12 protein-coding genes and 1 pseudogene are annotated in these 19,213 nt (G+C 57.4%); 10 read left to right on the forward strand and 3 right to left on the reverse strand.

Annotated elements, in window-relative coordinates; translation table 11 throughout:
- Positions 1-1,091 precede the first annotated feature (1,091 nt).
- From FNJ47_RS00235 to FNJ47_RS00275, 10 genes and pseudogenes are all read left to right on the forward strand, one after another.
- Positions 1,092-1,262, forward strand: a complete 171-nt coding sequence (locus tag FNJ47_RS00235; protein WP_163149226.1) for a hypothetical protein — start codon at positions 1,092-1,094, stop codon at positions 1,260-1,262.
- Between the two features lie 71 nt (positions 1,263-1,333).
- Positions 1,334-1,666, forward strand: coding sequence for a DUF7694 domain-containing protein (locus FNJ47_RS54580; RefSeq protein ID WP_430649336.1), 333 nt, complete (start codon positions 1,334-1,336; stop codon positions 1,664-1,666).
- A 517-nt stretch (positions 1,667-2,183) separates the two neighbouring features.
- Positions 2,184-3,017, forward strand: a complete 834-nt coding sequence (locus FNJ47_RS00240) for a YopT-type cysteine protease domain-containing protein (RefSeq protein ID WP_163149290.1) — start codon at positions 2,184-2,186, stop codon at positions 3,015-3,017.
- 1,193 nt (positions 3,018-4,210) lie between these two features.
- Positions 4,211-5,872, forward strand: a complete 1,662-nt coding sequence (locus FNJ47_RS00245) for a class I tRNA ligase family protein (protein ID WP_283811169.1) — start codon at positions 4,211-4,213, stop codon at positions 5,870-5,872.
- Positions 5,869-7,086, forward strand: a complete 1,218-nt coding sequence (locus tag FNJ47_RS00250; RefSeq protein ID WP_163149294.1) for an MFS transporter — start codon at positions 5,869-5,871, stop codon at positions 7,084-7,086. Before FNJ47_RS00245 ends, FNJ47_RS00250 begins: the two co-directional genes overlap by 4 nt.
- A gap of 58 nt (positions 7,087-7,144) precedes the next feature.
- A pseudogene (locus FNJ47_RS00255) lies at positions 7,145-8,422 on the forward strand (SidA/IucD/PvdA family monooxygenase); the annotation flags it as partial.
- A gap of 53 nt (positions 8,423-8,475) precedes the next feature.
- Positions 8,476-8,817 (forward strand): cupin domain-containing protein, encoded by a 342-nt coding sequence (locus tag FNJ47_RS00260; RefSeq protein WP_163149296.1) that lies wholly within the window; start codon positions 8,476-8,478, stop codon positions 8,815-8,817.
- Positions 8,814-9,881 carry an NAD(P)/FAD-dependent oxidoreductase gene (locus FNJ47_RS00265; RefSeq protein ID WP_163149298.1) on the forward strand — a complete coding sequence of 356 codons (1,068 nt, stop codon included), beginning with the start codon at positions 8,814-8,816 and terminating at the stop codon, positions 9,879-9,881. The genes FNJ47_RS00260 and FNJ47_RS00265 overlap by 4 nt, the downstream gene beginning before the upstream one ends.
- A gap of 32 nt (positions 9,882-9,913) precedes the next feature.
- The gene (alr, locus tag FNJ47_RS00270) at positions 9,914-11,089 is read left to right on the forward strand and encodes an alanine racemase (protein WP_163149300.1); all 1,176 of its coding nucleotides are present in this window, start codon (positions 9,914-9,916) and stop codon (positions 11,087-11,089) included.
- Positions 11,086-11,796, forward strand: a complete 711-nt coding sequence (locus FNJ47_RS00275) for a hypothetical protein (RefSeq protein ID WP_235999235.1) — start codon at positions 11,086-11,088, stop codon at positions 11,794-11,796. The genes alr and FNJ47_RS00275 overlap by 4 nt, the downstream gene beginning before the upstream one ends.
- 435 nt (positions 11,797-12,231) lie before the next feature.
- Here the strand turns inward: FNJ47_RS00275 and FNJ47_RS00280 are convergent, their stop codons facing one another.
- The 3 genes from FNJ47_RS00280 to FNJ47_RS00290 all read right to left on the reverse strand — a co-directional run bounded on the left by FNJ47_RS00280 (position 12,232) and on the right by FNJ47_RS00290 (position 18,408).
- A complete protein-coding gene (locus FNJ47_RS00280; protein ID WP_347341587.1) occupies positions 12,232-13,782 on the reverse strand; it encodes an acyl-CoA dehydrogenase family protein in 1,551 nt (516 codons plus the stop codon).
- 2,589 nt (positions 13,783-16,371) lie between these two features.
- Positions 16,372-18,012 (reverse strand): chaperonin GroEL, encoded by a 1,641-nt coding sequence (gene groL / locus FNJ47_RS00285; RefSeq protein WP_163149304.1) that lies wholly within the window; start codon positions 18,010-18,012, stop codon positions 16,372-16,374.
- Between the two features lie 81 nt (positions 18,013-18,093).
- The gene (locus tag FNJ47_RS00290; RefSeq protein ID WP_163149306.1) at positions 18,094-18,408 is read right to left on the reverse strand and encodes a co-chaperone GroES; all 315 of its coding nucleotides are present in this window, start codon (positions 18,406-18,408) and stop codon (positions 18,094-18,096) included.
- Between the last annotated feature and the right edge of the window lie 805 nt (positions 18,409-19,213).

Below are 19,213 nucleotides of genomic sequence, written 5' to 3' on the forward strand. Positions count from 1 at the left end.
TTGTTTGGGGCGCGAGGTGCATCCAGGTGATGGCATCTCATGCAGTGGCGGTCAGGGGAGGCGCTGCCAGAGCTGAGGGGCGCTGGCAGCGCATCACTCAGAACTAAACAAATAGCCAATGAGTGACGCCTGAACTCACTGCAGCAATCAGCATGCCACGAGCGGACAAGCGCCGGCGAAGCCTTGATGCGTGCAGCCCGCTCGGTTTGGCGACAAGAGCTCGCCGCCCCTGGTCGCAGTTGCGACCTTGGTGTCCGGAATGCGACATCGGCGTCGAAAGAAGGTCAGAGCTCGCTAGCGACATTCCGCAAACAGGGGATGGGAGTTTTGTTGTAGGGACGCGGCAAAGGGCGGCCAACGGCGGCGCGGCTGGAGTCCCTCAAGATAGGTAATGAGCTTCTCTGACTACAAGCTTACGAGTTCTCATCGACCTCTGGATGTTATCAGTGTAGGGACACGTTATGCTAACCTTCGCGGCGTGAGGCGTGCCAGTTTCGATTTTGCCCCCGCGCGAATCAATCACGGTCACATAGATGACGCATTGGCGCTGTTTCAGAGTCGGCGAGCAGAATGCTGCGAATGACCGCAGGATGCTTGGTGAGGCAGCAATATCGCCCTTGCGAAGCATCGAGCGAGGATAGGCGAAACGTGCTGTGGTATGGCGAGCGATGATGGAATGTAGATTTCGAAGGCTATTTCGGAGTGCAAGCCGGGCATCGCGATCGATCCGGCGGCGATGAGGTCGGGGCCCGCGATGACTCCGTAGAATCAAGCGCATCTCCGCGAGACGTCGACCCAACGCACGCAATGAAAATATTGTGCGTCAACTCCGAAAGCTCAACGACACATCGTGTGCTGAAGCGCGCATCGTTCGGCAATGTACGCCGGTGTCAATGAGCAAGGTGCTCCGCATGGAGCTCGCGCGGTCCTCGCGCCCGCCGAGCCTACCAGAGTGGCAATTCTAACCTATGAGCCGGGTCATTAGCGAGTGGACCTTGCACGGTTTGCATTCGGGCAATCAGGGCCCCGCAAGAATTCGCAAGCGTCCTAGCTAGGGCGTCAGCGTCTCAAAAACGACAGGAGAACAAGTGATGGACATCTGCGGCTTTCTCAGCGGGTGGTTCGCTGAAGAATGGTATTGGAGCGCCGCCCCAAGGAGGACGGAGGACGCGCCAAGTTATGATTTGCAAAACAACAACGTCATCTACGTCGACTTCAAGGCGGTCCACGAGGCAAAGGAAGAGGCGTGCGGGCGCAAATAATAGAGAAGCTGGAGGCGGGCCGTGTACAACATGGCCAGTTTGCCAGCCTTCCAGGATCAGGTCCTTGCGGCATGTTCGTTGTACAGGGGCCTTGCGGCTGTGAACTGAGGATCAGCGGATTAATTCGCCCTGGCTGGGAGCATGTCGCTGTCTCAACGCCGCGACGTTGTCCGAATTGGGAAGAGATGTGCTTCGTCAAAGACCTGTTCTGGGACGAAGAGGAATGCGTGATGCAACTTCATCCCCCACATTCGCAATATGTAAATAACAGTCGGTATTGCCTGCATCTGTGGAGGCCAATTCATCGGGACATCCCAATGCCGCCGCCGGGCTTCGTGGGCATCGTTGGGCTCGGCCCATCGGAGGCGGCAATGTGGTTAGCGCGCGTGAGTGCGACGGCATGATGCGGTAGGCTAAAGATTGTGTGCGCGTGGAGGATCAGAAGGCAGGGCTTGGGCGCTGTTGGCAGCAGCCCACACCGCAACAGAGATGCCGGTTCTTCCGCTTGCCTAACGCGCGGCCTGTCAGCTCAGCGAAGCACGAGGTGATGATAGCGCATGAGCCCGGCGAGGTCTCGTACCGAACAGTTGGCGGGACGACAAAATCGAAATCGAACCCTGGCCGCGTCAAACCTGCGTGCAGAGCTGCGCCAAACTCGGGCTCGGGGACAACAATTGCATCCCGCCGATGATGGTGCCCGACCGCGCCGTATTCCTTAAGTCATCGACCACGGCGCCGGTATTTCGATCGAGATTGGGGGAGCAAAAAAGGTGGCCATCCAGGGGGTCCATGCGACGGCTTCTCTAACTCGTTCTTGCTCGTCAGCTCGTCGTCAGCTAGCCGCAATATGATTCGCAAGCTGGGCTTGCCCACTCCGACGCGGTCCAGGCAAGCATACATTATAGAGGCAGGCGAACCGTCATGTATAATCCAGTAACTGGCCAGGCCACCAGCGCCAATCAAGCTGATGAGCTCAGTCAGTACGCGGACAACAGCAACTTCGAGCAGGCGTTTACGGATCTCGCGCACGGAGAGAGCCTTCCTGCGGAAGAGCTATCGGATAAAATGGGGCTCTGTTGCAGCAGGCCGCATACCTCGGATGCGAACGTTCACACCCCGGTCTCGTCGGACCTCGCCACCTCTTCTCTGTCTTCCGACTCAAATCCAGCGTCTCCAGCCGAGCCGAACCGGCCCTTGTTCCAATATAGGACCACTGAATTGCCTGGCGCCAATGTCGGTGGCATCTGCGTCGGCTTGGCGGCGGAGTGGCTCCTCAATCTCGGCAGCAGCCCTTCGTCCCGAATGAGCGCGCTGGTACCGGGCGCTCAAAACCATGCTTCGGCGGTAGTGCGGCAGCAACGGTATGAAGATCTCAAGGCGTTGTTACGAAGTGACAGGGCGGGAGGTTCTCACAACCTTCAGGCAAAAACCACAATGTTGCGTGAGGCGGGATTAGAACCTGCGGACGCGCAGACTCGATATAAGTTTGGGACGTCCTCCCGAATTGGCCGGATAGTGAATGAAGTCACGCACGATCCATCGGTCTATCTGATCGGTCTGCGTTTTGCCGCGGGTGGCGCACATACAATAGCTAGCTCGACATCGAATGGAATGACGACCCTCTTTGATCCAAATTATGGAGAATTTACCGTTCGGTCAGGTCAGATGGGCGGGTTGTTCAAAAGCCTCGGCGACCGTTACAGTAACGTAAACGGGCTTGATATATCGATGGTCGTCACGCAAAGAATAACGTGAGCATGTCGATGCTTCGCAGGTTGGCCCGATGTCCAGTCGCGATTTCTTTTGCTTGACAGTGGCGATCGAGATCGGAAGCCGCATTGGTTTGAGGTGCAACACTGAAGCCATCGAAGGTCAAATTTGATGCTCTCGAGCGCGCAGATTCGTGTCGGTGCTGCCCTGAAGGTGTCGCAGCTTGGGGCAGACCGGCCAGTTCTGCGGAGAAAGTGCTGTACGTTCGCGAGATGGCCTTGCTTGCTTGTGAAAAAGCGACCGCTCACGCTCGACGGAGGGCCCCCGCCTGGAAGTTCAATACCTGAATCGTCCTGCGCCCGGATTGCGCGGCTCGGGAAGGCACAATAACGGTGTCTGTTGAACGGCCTCGGTTGTATTGAGGCGACCACTCGAGTCCTTGAGGGGCGAGGCTGAAGCCGGCTAAAGTTTCCAGAAACAGGGGTTAAGCTCCTGATGTTGGCTGCACTGGCCGCGTCGACCGTGGGTGGGGCGGAATGTTCTCAGCGACGCGCGGAACTACCTACTCCGAAACGCAATCGACTGGTCGGTAAGGTGTGCTTTTCGCAGCAAGCCATTGGATCCTCTCCAATGAGAGCTCGTGCATTTGTTTCGTGCGGGGCTACTGATCGCTGCGCGCTCGTCCGCATGGGCGGTATCATCTGCAAGCTTGCGAGGCCCGGAATGGTCGCCTGGGGTTGATCGTGAGCACGCCGGCGCCCTGGCCGGGGCCGCTCATCCCACGAGTCACCGTTGCTCGTGAGGAGTGAACTAAAGAGCACCTGTGGGGACCCGTGCCGGCCCTGCCGAGCTGCCTGTCAGGTTCGTGACCAGATGTCGGTAGTCGGCCTAAATGCAGGCCGCGGCAAGAGCAAAATCAACGATTTTGAATTGGCGCGCCGCTTGCTTCTTCACGGCGTCGACTTGACCGCTCCCGGGGCGATCATTTCGATTGATCAAGCAAAGGTGGAGAGGGCCTGCGAGCTGAGGTGAACCGATACGTGAAGCGTCTAGCAGGAGACGGTCTAGAAGTGGTCAAAGAGTGTGTGACACGCTTTGAACAGCCTAGCTCGAAATCCGCAATCCGATTGGATCCATAACTTGTTGAGCCGCATGCGTATTCCCGTTGTCGTGGCGCATTGTCTGGATCACTATTCGGATGTTTCCAGGATCTGTTTCTGGATGTCATTTGTGCAGATATGAGAAGAAGCCCAATCATCGCTCCGCTAAGCGTAGCGAACACGCATCCCGCCGACATATATATCTCGCCCGTCAACTTGACGGCTAATGGCAGGGCACATCTTGGCCACGCGGCCGGGCCATTTCTCAGAATGGATGTTGTACAAAGGCACCTGAAGAGGGCAGGGCATCACGTTCGCTCAGGTCTGACGACCGACGGTTTCGAGAACCATGTTCTGGTCCGAGCGGCGCGCGAGAACATCGACCCGTCAGACTTGGCTCATGGCTTCCATGTCGGTATTGCCCATGATCTCGCTTCACTGGGGATCGTTTTCGATCATTTCGATGATCCAGCCCATGGCAAAAATCTTCAACGGTTTTCCAATGTCAGCAACGCGCTCATGGATGCGTTATGTGCAACTGGATCGCTGGAGTTTCGTGCAGCGCGGTTACCCGTCGACGATGCGGGCTCTGCTCTGACGCCAACGGAAGAGCGTTTCTGCATTGGAGGCTGGTTTGGTGCAACCTGCCCTGTATGCGAAGCATCCGCAGGGAGCTTCTTCTGCGAACAGTGTGGACATCATTTCGAACCCGATGAAGCACGAAATCCAGTGTCGAGGCGGGGGCGGATCGTAGAATGGACAGATAACATTTCTGCCTTCCTCTCAATTACTCGAAACGAGCAACTCGTCCGCGCGTGGGACGATGCGGCTATCGAACCTGGTTTTGTGGAGATCGGGAAGCGGTATGTCGCACGCAAAGGGCAGCAAATGCGGTTGACCGTTCCTGGCCTGCATGGATTGTCATGGAATTCGCAGCGGTTCAACACACGTCAGATCTTGTTTAGCTACTCCTCGTTGCTCTACGCTCATTCCCTTTATTGCGGGCATAAAGATGCGGAGGTATCCGGCACGCCAAGCGTCTTTGCACGCAATTCCGATACTTTCCTGATCGGCGCGACCGGCATCGACAATACAATCCCGATGCTCGTCGGAGTTACCGGATGCGCGTTAGGCCAGGAGTCATTTCGTCAATTTGATCGAATTTTCTTCAATCATTTCCTTCGGTTGAACGGATCGAAGTTTTCTACCAGTCGCGGCCACGTGATTTGGGCGGGTGAAATCGCTCAAGTGCCGGATATATCTATCGATATTCTCAGAGTATGTCTGTCGGAAATCTGCCCCGAAGAAGCGGAAACCGATCTGATCCCAAAACAATTGATTGGCCGCTACAATGTAATTCTCGACAAGAGCGCTGGCGTCATCAACCGTTGTACGGACATCATCAGCGCGATGCCGGCCATCGCCGCGTGTCACGTAGATGATGCAATGATGATCACGCTGGACCGGCTGTACGACCAGCAGTGCTCCGCTCTCTCGCTAGATCATCTGCGCGTATCGCACGCGTCCAGATCGGTGACCGATTGGCTCGATTGTCTTGATTCCAATCCGAACCATCAGATCGCTTACACATGGCTGATGGGCTTCAGCGTACTGGGTTGGCCGCTGATGCCCAGGATAACGGAAGCTCTGTGGCACTGGCTCGGCCATGAAGGACATCCCCTCGCAGCCCGCGCGGCGAGACCCTCATCCGAACGAAGCGGAAGCGTACCAAGAATCGATCGGCGCAGCTTGACGGCCGCAGACATAGATCGGTGCCTTCCGGGAAAAGTTGCACAATGAGCGCCGCAGCCAACATTATCGCCGCCGAGAAATTGCCCGATGAAGTGCCGCTCGAGATCTCGATTCCATTCATGCTTGGTAGCATCAACGTGGCCGCGTCGTATGGGGCGAGCTTCTTTCTCGTGGATGCTCTGCGGTCGGCTCCACAGAGCGCATCCATAGCAGGAACAGTTATTTCGACCGGTACGGTCGCGACAATACTATGTTCGCTTGTAGCTGGCCGGATCGCCGATCTGTTTGGGGTGATGCGAACGATCACCCTTGCTGCCGCGGTGATGGCAATTGCAATGATCTGCTTTGCAGCGGCGCCGGCTTTTATGTTCCTCGCTTATCTCGGCGGGCTCTCACTCGGCATTGGATGGTCAATCTTCTATATGCTGGCGCCGCTTCAAATCCTGGAACGCGTGCGGCCTGCGGCTCGTGTCAAGTATCTTACCTTGCTTTCCGGATCCCAGATGCTGGGGATCGGACTTGCTGTTCCCCTGGCGCGCACGGTCGTGGAGATTTTCGGATCATATATCGCAGCGTACTCTCTATTCGCGGCTGCATGTCTCGTTGGCGCCATGCTGCTGGAGTTGGCCGGCAGGGCACTGGCGCAGGCTCCTCAGATCAAAATGGCGGCTGTTCGACTCACGTTTGAGGGCGTGCGAGAGGCCTTCAAGTCGAATACGCGTTATCCGATCGTCATGATCGGCATCGGCGCATGCGTGTTTTCCGGTCTGTCCACGTTCCAAACGCTTTACGCTTCATCGCGGGGGCAATCCGCCGATACATTCTTTCTAGTTTTCACGTTGACAGCCGTGTTCTTGCGCTTCGCGGTGGCGCCGGTCATCGGAAAGGTCCGGCTTGAGTGGGTCGCGGCGTTCCTCGTCGTGTGCACCATGGCGGGACTATTCTTGCTTCTGATGAATGCAAGGAGTGTGGAGATCTACATCCTCGGTACGGCGATATTCGCCCTTGGATACGGACTTAGCTATTCGACTCTGAACGGTATGGTTGTCCTCATTGCAGGTATGGACGGGACATCATTGGCAGTTGCGTCTCAGGTCTTCACGCTTTCCTACTTCGTTGGCCTATTCGGATTTCCGTATATTGGCGGGCAGATCGTGAGCGCCCACAGCATCGATGATCTACTGACAAGCATGATGATGCTTGTCGGCAGCAATGGCATCGTTCTCGCAATTCAAGTGCTTTCGACCAGGCGGGAGCGTTAAGTGGCTGATCTTGCGGATAGTGTGATGTCAAAACTAGGGCGGCGGCCATCAGGTAACGGCAATCGGCGCAGGCCCAGCGAATCTGAGCCTGGCAGCGCTCGCGGCCCCGATTCCGGAAATTTCCTTACACATCCTGGAAAGATCGGAGGCGCCGAGTTGGCATCCAGGGTTGCTTCTAGATGGGGCTCTTATGCAAACCAGCCCCTTAAAGGACCTGGTAACACCAGCAGATCCGACCAGTGCATATAGCTTTCTCGCCTACCTGCACGAGAAAAGACGGCTTTATCAAGCCATTGTTCGAGGAATCGCATCGGTTGGCCGGAGCGAATTTGAAGATTATTTGAAATGGGCAACAGAAAAGCTAGCGAACGTTCAATTCGGCGAACAGGTTATTGCAGTCGAACTACGCGGTGATGCGTTCAGTATCGCTACCAATCGCCGCAATTATCAGACCCGTACGACAGTGGTCGGCGTAGGCCGGGTGCCCTCTGTTCCTGACTGGAGCAGAAATGCACCGGAGAATCAGGTGTTTCACGCGAGTACTTTTCTCCTGCGACGCCGCGAGTTCCCCAACAAGCGTGTTGTTGTGGTAGGTGGGGGGCAAAGCGGAGCAGAAATATTTCTTCATCTGCTAACCGGTGCATGCGGCGCGCTGGGAGCCTTGGCCTGGGTCACGCGCCGCGCAAGCATATTTGCCCTCGAAGATAGTCCCTTCGTCAATGAGTGGTTCTTTCCACAGTTTGGCGCATGGTTCCTTGAGCAAAGCGACGCCGCCAGAAAGCAAACCCTTGAACGGCAGGTTTTGGCGAGTGATGGCGTCAACCCAGCGACACTACGCGCGATCTACAACGCACTTTACGACCGCGAAGTTCGTCGAGGTTCGTATCCCGCTCAGGTGGAAATACGCGTCGACACAATGGCTGAGGAGCTGCGTGCCACATCTCCATTTCGCCTGGGGGTGCGTCAGCAGGCCACCGGCGTTCGCGCAGAACATGTCGCCGACATTATCGTGCTGGCCACGGGCTACCGGACCGAAATCCCTCCCTTTCTAGAGCCGGTCGCAAACCGGCTTTCGATTGTGAGTGCGCCTGGTGGCTCTCGGGAGATCGTGGTCGGCAAGGAGTTCCGGGCGCGGTTTGATGGCCCCGAAAGCTGCCGCTTATACGTCCAGAATGGCGCACGATTTCAACATGGCATCGCGGACACAAATCTGAGTTTGGTTCCTTGGCGCGCCTCAACGGTGCTCAATTCGATCATTGGTCGGGTAGCTTACGATTGCGGGCCTGCAACAGGAGCTCTCAAGTGGCATGGTGCGGTGCCTGAGAGCGCCCGCTGAGGATCGGCAATGGGCAGCATGTCGCGATCGAGCTGCATGATTGGAGATACACCGTGAAGAATGCTCAGCTGATGACTTTAGGGGACGTAACGGTCTATAGCCCCGGCGTACTGATACAGGACGTCAAAGGGATAGATGATCCGGAGATCACCGTTCCGGTCGAATTCATCGAATTCCGCCTCGATCCACTCGCGGTGTCGGCGCCTCATTCTCATCCATCCACCGAGATCTGGCGGATCACGAGCGGGCGCGGTCAGGTAGTGACCGACGATGGTGAGTTGGCCGTGAAGGCCGGCGATCTGGTGTTTCTGCGACCAAATCAGACCCATCATTTGCGGAATAGTGGCAGCGAAGTGCTGAGCGCCTTCTCCATCTCCTGGAAACAAACTCAATGACTGACAAGATCTATGACCTCGCAGTCATCGGGGCTGGCATTATGGGCCTCAGTGCTGCCTTCATCGCAGCGAGCGATGGCCCGGAAAAAAGAATAGTCATCGCCGAACGAGATATCGTCGGATCTGGTACGAGCGGGTTTGCGCCTGGGATCCAGATCAACATCTGTCGTAACCAGAAGGAAAGGAGCCTCATCGACTGTGGTTCGAAATTCTGGCGCGGGATCTATCCCGACGGACAATGGCCCAAGGGACGAGACTGTGATGTGTTTTGGTTGACGCGCAATCCCAGCGAACTCGCGAAACAGAGCAGCGCGGGCCACCTGACCCCATCAACATCCTTCGCTCTGGCCGAGAGGCTATTATCGCTGCAGCAGTTCGTGGTTCCCGGCGATGTGTCCGTCGTGTTAGATCGGGGTTCGTACTGTCAAGTCGATTCCATCATTCAGGATCTGGCTCAAAGGCTCAAGATCAAGGGGGTTTCGATAAGCGAGCGTACATCGATTACAAGAATACGGAAGGGGCCGCGCAATATTCTTCTCCAGACCTCTGATAACAGCGAACTCGCGACGAAGCGGGCCATTCTTGCAATCGGGCCCTGGTTACCAGGGTCACCGTTGCGCCGGCATCTAACAGACGAATCGGGATTGCGCGTTAAGAAGGTAGTCGCGCTCCATTTGGCCGCACGGCCCACGCCGAACTGTCCAATGATCGGGCTCTTCGATGACTACGCGTTCCTCATTCCCATGATCGAGCAAGGATACTGGCTGTTCAGCTTTACCTCGCAGGAATGGGATGTGAAGCCGGTCTCCGATGAACTGCGGCTCAGTTCGGATGATCTCGCGCGTGCCACCGCAATTCTGGCCAAGTGGTTTTCCGCCGAAGTGCCAGCAGTGGCGTCAGCACGTGTGTTCTGCGACTGCTATTCGGCGGATGGTGTCCCGTTCTCCCGTCCTGCGAAAGATATCGCAGGTTTGCATGTGATCGGCGGTGGTTCGGGTAATGGGTTTCGCTTTGGGCCAGCATGTGCGCAAGAGGCGGTACGATCCCTATACTTCTGCGGATAGACACGCCATTACGGCGACATGAGGGAAGGCATATGCCGGATGTGATTGGTCTCAATTCCAATCTCTCTGATAATCCGTCAGATGCCGGCTATGCCAACACATCGAGATCGACCATGGTTGTTGATCTCGGCGCGATAGAATCTAACTACCGGAAGTTTCGGATGCTGGCGCCCCAAAGCGCTTGCGGCGCAGTTCTCAAGGCAGACGCCTACGGCCTTGGCGCGCTGCGCATAGCGCCGTTTCTTGCGCGGCTTGGCTGCGGGCATTTCTTCGTGGCCGATGTGGAAGAAGGCGCCGCCTTGCGCAAGGTGCTGCCACTATCTGCGAAGATCTACCTGCTTCACGGAGCTATGCCCGGTTTGGAGGCGGCTATTGAGCACCATGATTTGTTGCCGATCCTGAACAGCAGGGAACAGCTGGATGCATGGCTTCGGCATTGCCGCCTTCGCAACCGGCTGTTACCCGCAGGTGTCCATGTCGATACGGGCTTGTCTCGACTGGGGTTTCCCATCGATGAGCTGCAAAAAGCCGCCGAGAATGAAAGGGTGCTGTCGGATCTGCCTGTCGTCCTGTTCATGAGCCAACTCGCCTGCGCGGAGTGGCGCGACGAAATCAGTCGGCAACAATTGGATCAGTTCCGTAAACTCACCTATCTGTTTCCCAAAGCCATCCTTTCGCTGTCGAACTCCGCGGGACTATTTGCCGGATGTGAATTTCATTTCGATCTCATACGGTCGGGTGGAGGAATCCTCGGCCTTTCCATATCCGGTGATCCCGACTTCAGGCCATCGCAAGTCGTCCGCCTGCGAACGCGAATCATTCAATGTCGCAGGGTAAAGGTCGGGGAAGCGATCGGATACCACAGGTCATACCCAGTGAAGAGACAGATGCGTGTCGCGACCGCCTCTATTGGTTATGCAGATGGGTTCCCGCGTAGCCTCGGCAATCGAGGTCATGTCTTCGTATATGGTGCTCGCGCGCCAATCGTCGGCTTCGTTTCGATGGATCTCATCAGCATCGATGTGACGGATCTGCCCGAGAGCTGGACTGTGCCGGGTACAATGGTCGACCTGATCTGCCCCGAGCAGACCGTCGCAGATGTGGCTTTAGCTGCGAATATGCTGAGCGATGAATTGACCACGGCGATCGGACGCCGATGTCGCAGACTTTATGTTTCGGCCAAACGGGATGAGATGAGGCGCCATTGAACTCCTCTGCGTTGCGATCTCGTCAAGTGAATCGAGCGATCTATCTGGGCGACGAAGGTATGCGTCTCATGCGTCCAGGCTACTTCACCGCTCGGGTGCGTCAGTTCCATGAATTTGAGCTAGCCTTCTATCTTGAACTCCTGCGTTCGACCACATACCGGTTAATTATTGAGGTAGGTTGCAGTTGCTACCGCCTTATCGGTATCAAGAACGATGACAGTGATTACCTTGGTATCGATATCAATCCACCTCATGCACGAAGATTGAAGGAGGACAACGGGGCTGTTGTCCGCTGCGAGGCCAACAAATTCTTTAAAAGGAGGCGTCTGGTCGGTGAGATCATGCGGCGATATGACGGAAGAGTGCTTTGCATTCTGCCGTTCAATTTTCTTGGCACCATGGATCGTCCAATGGAATTTCTCACGCTAATGTGCCAGACGCCCTTTGATCTCGCGTTGTCGCTCTTTTCAACCAGCGAGACAGCGACCACGGCGCGGCTAGAATATTATGATCTTTGCGGGATAAACGTTCAGGCTGTCGTGCGGACAGATGACTACGTCCGATTAGATTGCTCGAACGGCTTCCAGGCTTTTGCTTTCGATCCATCTGTTCTGACGAGCCGAATATCGGCATTTGGATTCCGCTTGAATCAGGCAAAGTACTTTGACGTCTGTAACTTCCTTCATTTCAGTAACGAGCGGGTGTGAAGGTTATTCGCGTTCGTCTTACGAGACATGCAGAAGGGGCAGCAGGGGAGCGACGCTTGCTTCGTCGTAGGCATCAACAGAAAAGATGAAATGCAAGTCGATTTTGAGCATCGATTTAGTGAAGTAGGGATTGTTACGCGGGTACGAGCCTTAGCAAGCGTATGCCGTTCAACGTCGTCTCAAATGCGGACGCCGAGAGCAAGCAACGGTCCAGAGCGAAAATGCTGCAGGAGCCACCCGATCGTTTTCAACGGAAAGGCGGGGCGGTGATGGAGCGTGCTCAAGGCTGACGCGATGCGCCATCATGAACTGGCAGCTTTGCGTGGTCGGCGGCTTGTTGTCGCCGGACAAGGTCAGGTCATGGTCGAGGTGAGACTCGGCGCATCTGCAATGCCTGTGTGGCAGATCGCCTTCGCTCCACCTTGTGGCTGGACGTTAAACATATTGTACCAATTTGAGGTAATCGTCTGTGAGAACAGGGGAGCGGATGGAGCAGGCCGCGTCTTGAAGAAAATTGGCCAGCGTCTGGCTGGCACGAGTGCGGCGTTCGACACTTAGGCGTGTCGGCGCGCGAGAACGCATAGCAGCTAGTTCGGTGCTGACCAGATCAGCCGCGGCTGTGGCGCAGTCCGAGGCAGTGAAAGTGCCAGCAGTCATGACAGCTTGTGCTAATCCCAATGTGGTGAGCCAACCTGCATAGATTAGCACGGCACCGTCTGTCTCATCGAGGCCGCGGAGCTCCTCAACGGCGTCCGCATGGACTGACGCCGCACCCAGAGAGACAAAAAGGTCGGCTATTTCGTCGCGTGTGGCTCTGGAAAGAAGACAGCGGCCAAGATGGGATAAAAGCGTCTCCGTCGGACCTTCGAAGATGCGGAGAATACGGGCGTCACGATAGATTTTAGCTAAGGGCGTCCCCTCGTCGTACCCTCGGCCACCCAACAGTTGGACGCATTGATCGGCGACAAGGCCGCACCATTCGGACGACAGTACCTTCGTTGCCGACGCAAGGTGGACATTGGGAGAGCCCTGCCCAGACACGAGTCTACAAGATGCCGTAAGCATCGCCTTCACGACTTCGCGGCGAAGTACCATCTGCCCAAACAGCTGCTCTATATAGCTGTTCTCAATCATGCGCAGCTTACCTAGGCGACGGTGATTTGCATATGAAGCCGCGACCTGGATCGCGCGCTCAAGGGCGCCAAGGCCCATCGCAGCCACACCTATTCGGCCGCGGTTCATACTGGATGCCGCTGCGCCCCAACCGTCTTGGTCGCGAGAAAGCACGTAAGCACGTGGCACCTCGACATCCTGGAACTCGAGAGTATTCTGTATAATTCCACGCAAACCGAGGGTGCGATGCTCGTGCGTGACTTTAAGGCCGGGAGCTTGCCTATCAACCAGTACACCAACGAGGCGACCTTTGGCATCATGACCGGAAGCTCGCGCAAAACAAACGATCCACCGGGCCCAGTCAGCGAGGCCAATCCAAATTTTACGACCGCAGATGCGAACCTTATCTTCATGCATGAAAGCCGAAGCTTCTATGTGCCTCGGGGCAGAACCTGCTCCAGGCTCCGTCAAAGCGAAAGCGCAAAGATCGCCGCGTGTTGCACCCCGTATGACCTGCTCTTGGTTGGGGAGATGCGGTGCCGCTTCGATACAGGGCAAGGCCAGGAAGTTATGGATGACGAGGGTAGAGGCAGCGGAGACATCGAAAGATGCAGTGGCAGAGATGAGCTCGATGGCCTTTTGCAAGGAAAGAGCCAATCCGCCGCGATCTGCCGGTATGGTGAGCCCGAACAGTCCATGCCTTGCCAGCATGCTATGTAGGGTCGGAGGGAATGCTCGACGGTCATCCGCGTCTGCGAAATTTAGCTGACTGAGGTCATCGATCAGACTGGAATATAGGCTGGAAGCACGGACTCCGGCTGAGCGTTCCGGCGCCTCCTCGAAAAGGGCGCAAACTTGAGAGGACATAGCCATGCGACCAGAATGATTGCCCCTGCGCTTTATGCCAATTATCCCTGCGGCTGGCCCGAATACACATTGGTATAGCTCGCTCGCCAGAGCCCAGAATTTGTGCGGGGGACGCTAGGCAACAGGACGCCCGCAGAATTACCGGTCAGAGCGCACTGGCTGTTCTGAGGACCCCGTTACTCCGCATTAGAACGTGGCGCCTAGCGTTGGTCCATCCGCTTATCCGATGAGCGAACGACGTGCAGCAGGCTCGTGGCATCGGTCTCTCAGCAGAGTTCTGCGAAGCGGAAGAGTCTTGATCGGACTTACGGTCTGCCACACGGCGACCCGGACCGTCCCGCCGACTGGCACCGGTGATTCCCCACATCGAGCTTTACGACGTCCGGCCCGATCGATCGGAGCGATTTCGAACCGAGACGCCGCGCCGACCTCGCGACAGAGGGGGCCCAACGTTCAGAAGCGAGTCAACCGCCGCTTTGGTGGACAGAATATTGGCGCGCATCCAGTTCAGGCGGGGTGCAAGGTCTGCTACGATCGCTTCTCGTTGGAAAGCGTGGCTGAGATTCACATATGCTGATTGCCCAGTGTGGCCCGCTCTTTATTTTCAAGCTGCCCGTCTCTTATCCGTGAGTCGGGCAAGATGGCGGCCCCAGTACCGGCCCTTGGCCCCCCCAGAGGTGCTGGGGCCGTTTTCCAGCGGACGTCAAATGGTTGGTCGGCAAGCTGCTTGTAGACCCCGTGGCCTTCCTCTCGCTTGCTACGTTGCAGGTTATTGCCGCAGCATGCTGAGTAATTTGAAGACCGACGCGGAAATTGAACTTGAGGAAAACGCCGAGGCCCCTTTTGATGTCCGCGTGCGGGAATCTCCCGGCGACTTAGTTAGTTCACGCTCGGCGCCGCATTGCCGTGGAGGCGGCGGCATGATTGTCACCCTCTCGATGAGCAAAGCGGCTCATGTGGCTTTCTCGCGACTGTGTCGTCAAAGTCACCAAACCGCTTGAGCATCGGCCTATGTTCGTCGGGAGCGAGGATCCATGTACGATATCTACGTGAACGAACGGAACGACCTTCTCGTCGTTCCTCGGGGCGATTCCATTCCGCTCCATTTCAACAGGAACTGGCGAAAAAAACGCGTCGTACGGTCGGTGAGCGAGCAAATCCGCGAAGACATCCGGACGCAAGGCTACCATCGGCGAAATGTTGCAGCCAGACCGCGTGTTCGGGGAGCTTGCGCGTCCTCTCAGCCACGCGCTGAAAACGCTAGCTGACAAGGTGGCTTGATCTACAAAAGAAGAGTTCATCCGAATCTTAGGTGCAGGCGGTCATAGGCTTCATTTGCGAACCTCGGCTCTGATGGAGAGTCGAGGCTCTCGGCCCGCCAGGTCGGCGTGGGATGAAGCCGCCGTATTCGACAAGACCTCCAGAACGCCGGCTTTACAGACGTCAAAGTCGTTGCGAGGTCGTTCGTTGTTCAGGCGAAGTCACGGGACGGCAGACCTGTCGTTATGAGCATTGGTCCGCATGGAATGTCTGTGTTTGAAGCAATGACGGGACAGAAAGCAGTGAAGGAACATCAGGGGCTGGTTCAGGTCCTGCGTCGCCAGAAGCCAAGCCAAACAATTCAATAAATCAGAAGACGGGCGCGTCAAGCAATCAGCAGTCTGGGACTCAACAAGAATGAGCTGGCCGGGTCGAGAAGTGGCTGACCGAGTGTCGCCAGCGGTCGGTGAGGGCGGTGGCTCGCCGATGCCGATCCTTCGGCTCAGCTCGGGTTGCGAGGATGAGTTGGGAGCATTGGACAACACGAGACTGCTGACCGGGCGGCCCACTTGCTTTGCTTCAAAGTCGGCCGACCTTGCGCGCATTTCCATAGCGGATTGACGTGTCCACCCACGAACTGGGTGCGCGGGGCTCGAGTTTGAGTGTTTGCCCTTGGAAACGGGAACCGATCAGCGAAATTGGAAGGTTGGGGCTATGATACCGCCGTTATAGACGTGACAATTCTCAAGAGGATTCACACCTGTTATTTTCGGACGCCAAATTTTTTCAGATCATGCTGCTATGGGCAGGTAATTTTCATTTCGTATTTTTTCAGCCCAACGTACGGCTGCTGATTTCGGCGACTAACGGTTCGGCAACCTCAATCTGGCCTCAGCGGAGATTCCCCGCTGGGGCCTCTTCATTTGGCGACGAGATGTCAGACCGAAGCCAGGAATGGTATCTGGCGCCTCGGACTGCGCATCAGAATTGTAAATGTAGGCGGAGGGTGAAAGCCGTAGCTTGGCACCAGATATGCGTCTGCTCAGATGAGGTTCTTCGAAAGACTCGAATGAACAGAGGCGGCTTCGTCAAGCCGAATGGCCCGCAAGGCAGGGATCGGTCACAAGCTGGGCTCCGTTTTTACCATGCCGAGGCGCGGAGGATACGTCAGACGAGGCTTGATCGGGCCAACCGCTGCTGGCATGGATGACCGATGCGGCTCTCGACGCCACCTGCCGATCCAGCTCAAATGGTGTCTGGATGGTTCGCCCGAAGCTGAAAAGCCCTGGCATTCCTGCCAGGGCTCCGCATGTGTCGGCGCTTTGAGAGGCGCAGTCAGAAATCCATACCGCCCATGCCGGCGCCGGGAGGAATTGCGGGACCCGCCGCGGCCTTCTTCGGCAGTTCGGCGACCATCGCTTCTGTGGTGATCAGCAGAGCTGCCACGGAGGACGCGTTCTGGACCGCGATGCGCACGACCTTTGTCGGGTCGATGATGCCCTTGGTGACGAGATTGCTGTACTCGCCCGTCTGGGCATCGAAGCCGAAAGAATATTGCTCGTTCTCGAGGACTTTGCCGACCACGATCGAGCCGTCTTCGCCAGCGTTGATCGCGATCTGGCGGGCCGGCCAGGACAGCGCCTTGCGCACGATCTCGACGCCGGTCTTCTGGTCGTCGTTCTTGGTGCGCAGGCCCTTGAGCTGCTCGGAGGCACGGAGCAGGGCGACGCCGCCGCCCGGCAGGACACCTTCCTCGACAGCCGCACGGGTCGCATGCATCGCGTCATCAACGCGATCCTTGCGCTCCTTCACCTCGACCTCGGTCGAGCCGCCGACGCGGATCACCGCGACGCCGCCCGCGAGCTTGGCGAGACGCTCCTGCAGCTTCTCACGGTCGTAGTCCGAGGTGGTCTCCTCGATCTGCGCCTTGATCTGGGCAACGCGAGCGTCGATGTCGGCCTTCTTGCCGGCGCCGTTGACGATCGTGGTGTTCTCCTTGTCGATCGTCACCTTCTTGGCGCGACCGAGCATCTGCAGCGTGACGTTCTCGAGCTTGATGCCGAGGTCTTCCGAGATGGCCTGGCCGCCGGTCAGGATCGCGATGTCCTGCAGCATGGCCTTGCGACGATCGCCGAAGCCTGGAGCCTTGACGGCCGCGACCTTCAGGCCGCCACGCAGGCGGTTGACGACGAGGGTGGCGAGGGCTTCGCCTTCGACGTCTTCAGCGACGATCACCAGCGGCTTGCCGGTCTGCACCACGGCCTCGAGCAGCGGCAGCAGCTCGTTCAGCGAGGAGAGCTTCTTCTCGTTGATCAGGATGTAGGCGTCGTCCATCTCTACGCGCATCTTGTCGGCGTTAGTGACGAAGTAGGGCGAGATGTAGCCGCGGTCGAACTGCATGCCCTCGACGACGTCGAGCTCGGTCTCGAGCGACTTGGCTTCCTCGACCGTGATCACGCCCTCGTTGCCGACCTTCTTCATGGCGTCGGCGAGGAACTTGCCGATCTCGGCATCGCCGTTGGCCGAAATGGTGCCGACCTGGGCGATCTCCTCGTTCGAGGTGACCTTCTTCGAGTTCTTCTGGAGGTCGGCCACGACGGCTTCGACCGCGAGATCGATACCGCGCTTCAGATCCATCGGGTTCATGCCGGCGGCGACCGACTTGGCGCCTTCGCGCACGATTGCGGCTGCAAGCACGGTCGCCGTGGTGGTACCGTCGCCAGCCGCGTCAGCAGCCTTGGAGGCGACTTCGCGCACCATCTGGGCGCCCATGTTCTCGAACTTCTCCTCCAGCTCGACCTCCTTGGCGACGGCGACGCCGTCCTTGGTGATGCGCGGAGCGCCGAACGACTTCTCGAGTACCACGTTGCGGCCCTTCGGACCGAGCGTGACCTGTACCGCGTTGGCGAGGATGTCCACACCACGCAGCATGCGGTCGCGCGCGTCTACTCCGAATTTGACTTCTTTGGCTGACATAAACAATTCCTTCGGTTTATTCTCTCATCCTTCGGCGCGCCGGGCAGACGCCCGTCGGGGTGAGGTGTGCGCGTAGCCGGGTCAGGCGGCCTTCTTCTTGGAAAACACGTCGGTGAGAACGCCCATGATGTCGCTTTCCTTCATGATCAACAGCTCCTGGCTGTCGACCTTGACCTCGGTGCCCGACCACTTTCCGAACAGGACACGATCGCCGACCTGGACGTCGATCGGAATCAGCTTGCCGGTCTCGTCGCGGCCGCCCGGGCCGACGGCGATGACTTCGCCTTGCGAGGGCTTTTCCTTGGCTGTGTCTGGAATGATGATGCCGCCAGCGGTCTTCTCTTCAGCGTCGATACGCTTGACCACGACGCGGTCGTGAAGCGGACGGAAATTCATACGGGCCTCCTGAGCGTTTGAACGAGTTGGCGTTTCGCCACATTGCAACAGTATCGTTGATAGCAAGAGCCAGGCCAACGATGAGGAGCGCCTTTTGCCTGCAGTTCTGCTGAAGCGCGCGCCTGGACTGCGCGTGTTAGGTCGGAAGCAGACGCCATCATGTCTAGAGACAGTCAAGCTGTTGCGAACATGACATTGCGTTTCGTCAACGCCACCATATTCCCCCCATACCCATATTTTGCAGTCTCTGGGTGCACACCGCGGGTCCTGCGACGTGAGGGGTGGCGGAACGTAGCGTGACCAGCGGTCGACGGCCCGAATTGGCGTAGCCTTCCGGAACCGAGCCGATTCGTCGGGGGCAACCAATTGGCTCTGGGCCCGACGACCCGGGATGCCGCGTGCCCCGTCGGATTGGCCGTGATCGATGCCCCTTGGGAGTTCGGGCCGCACCAATGCTGCTTTCTCCGAGCGCCCGTACAGGGATCGGCGAACGTTGCGGTGAGTTCTGCGACCATCGTTCAGTGGCGGTCAGCGTGACCTGGGGCACTGTAAGCAACGCTCGGCGTGATCGCGCTCCTTCAGGCCAAACAGCCTAAAAGTTGTGAGCCGAAGGATCGTGAGTGTGCGAATCTGGAACGCCGATTGTCAGATGGCAGGGCGACATTGGCTGGGCTGCAACTGCGATCGAGGGTGATTGGTCTTCGTTGCGCAGAAGCGGTCATTCTGTCCTCGACCGCTCCATCGAGAGCCGCCGACGGGTAATGCGCCGGCACGACGATGTTTAGACGTAGATGATCTTTAATCT

Origin of the sequence: Bradyrhizobium uaiense (assembly GCF_010811875.1) — a bacterium.
GTDB lineage: Bacteria > Pseudomonadota > Alphaproteobacteria > Rhizobiales > Xanthobacteraceae > Bradyrhizobium > Bradyrhizobium uaiense.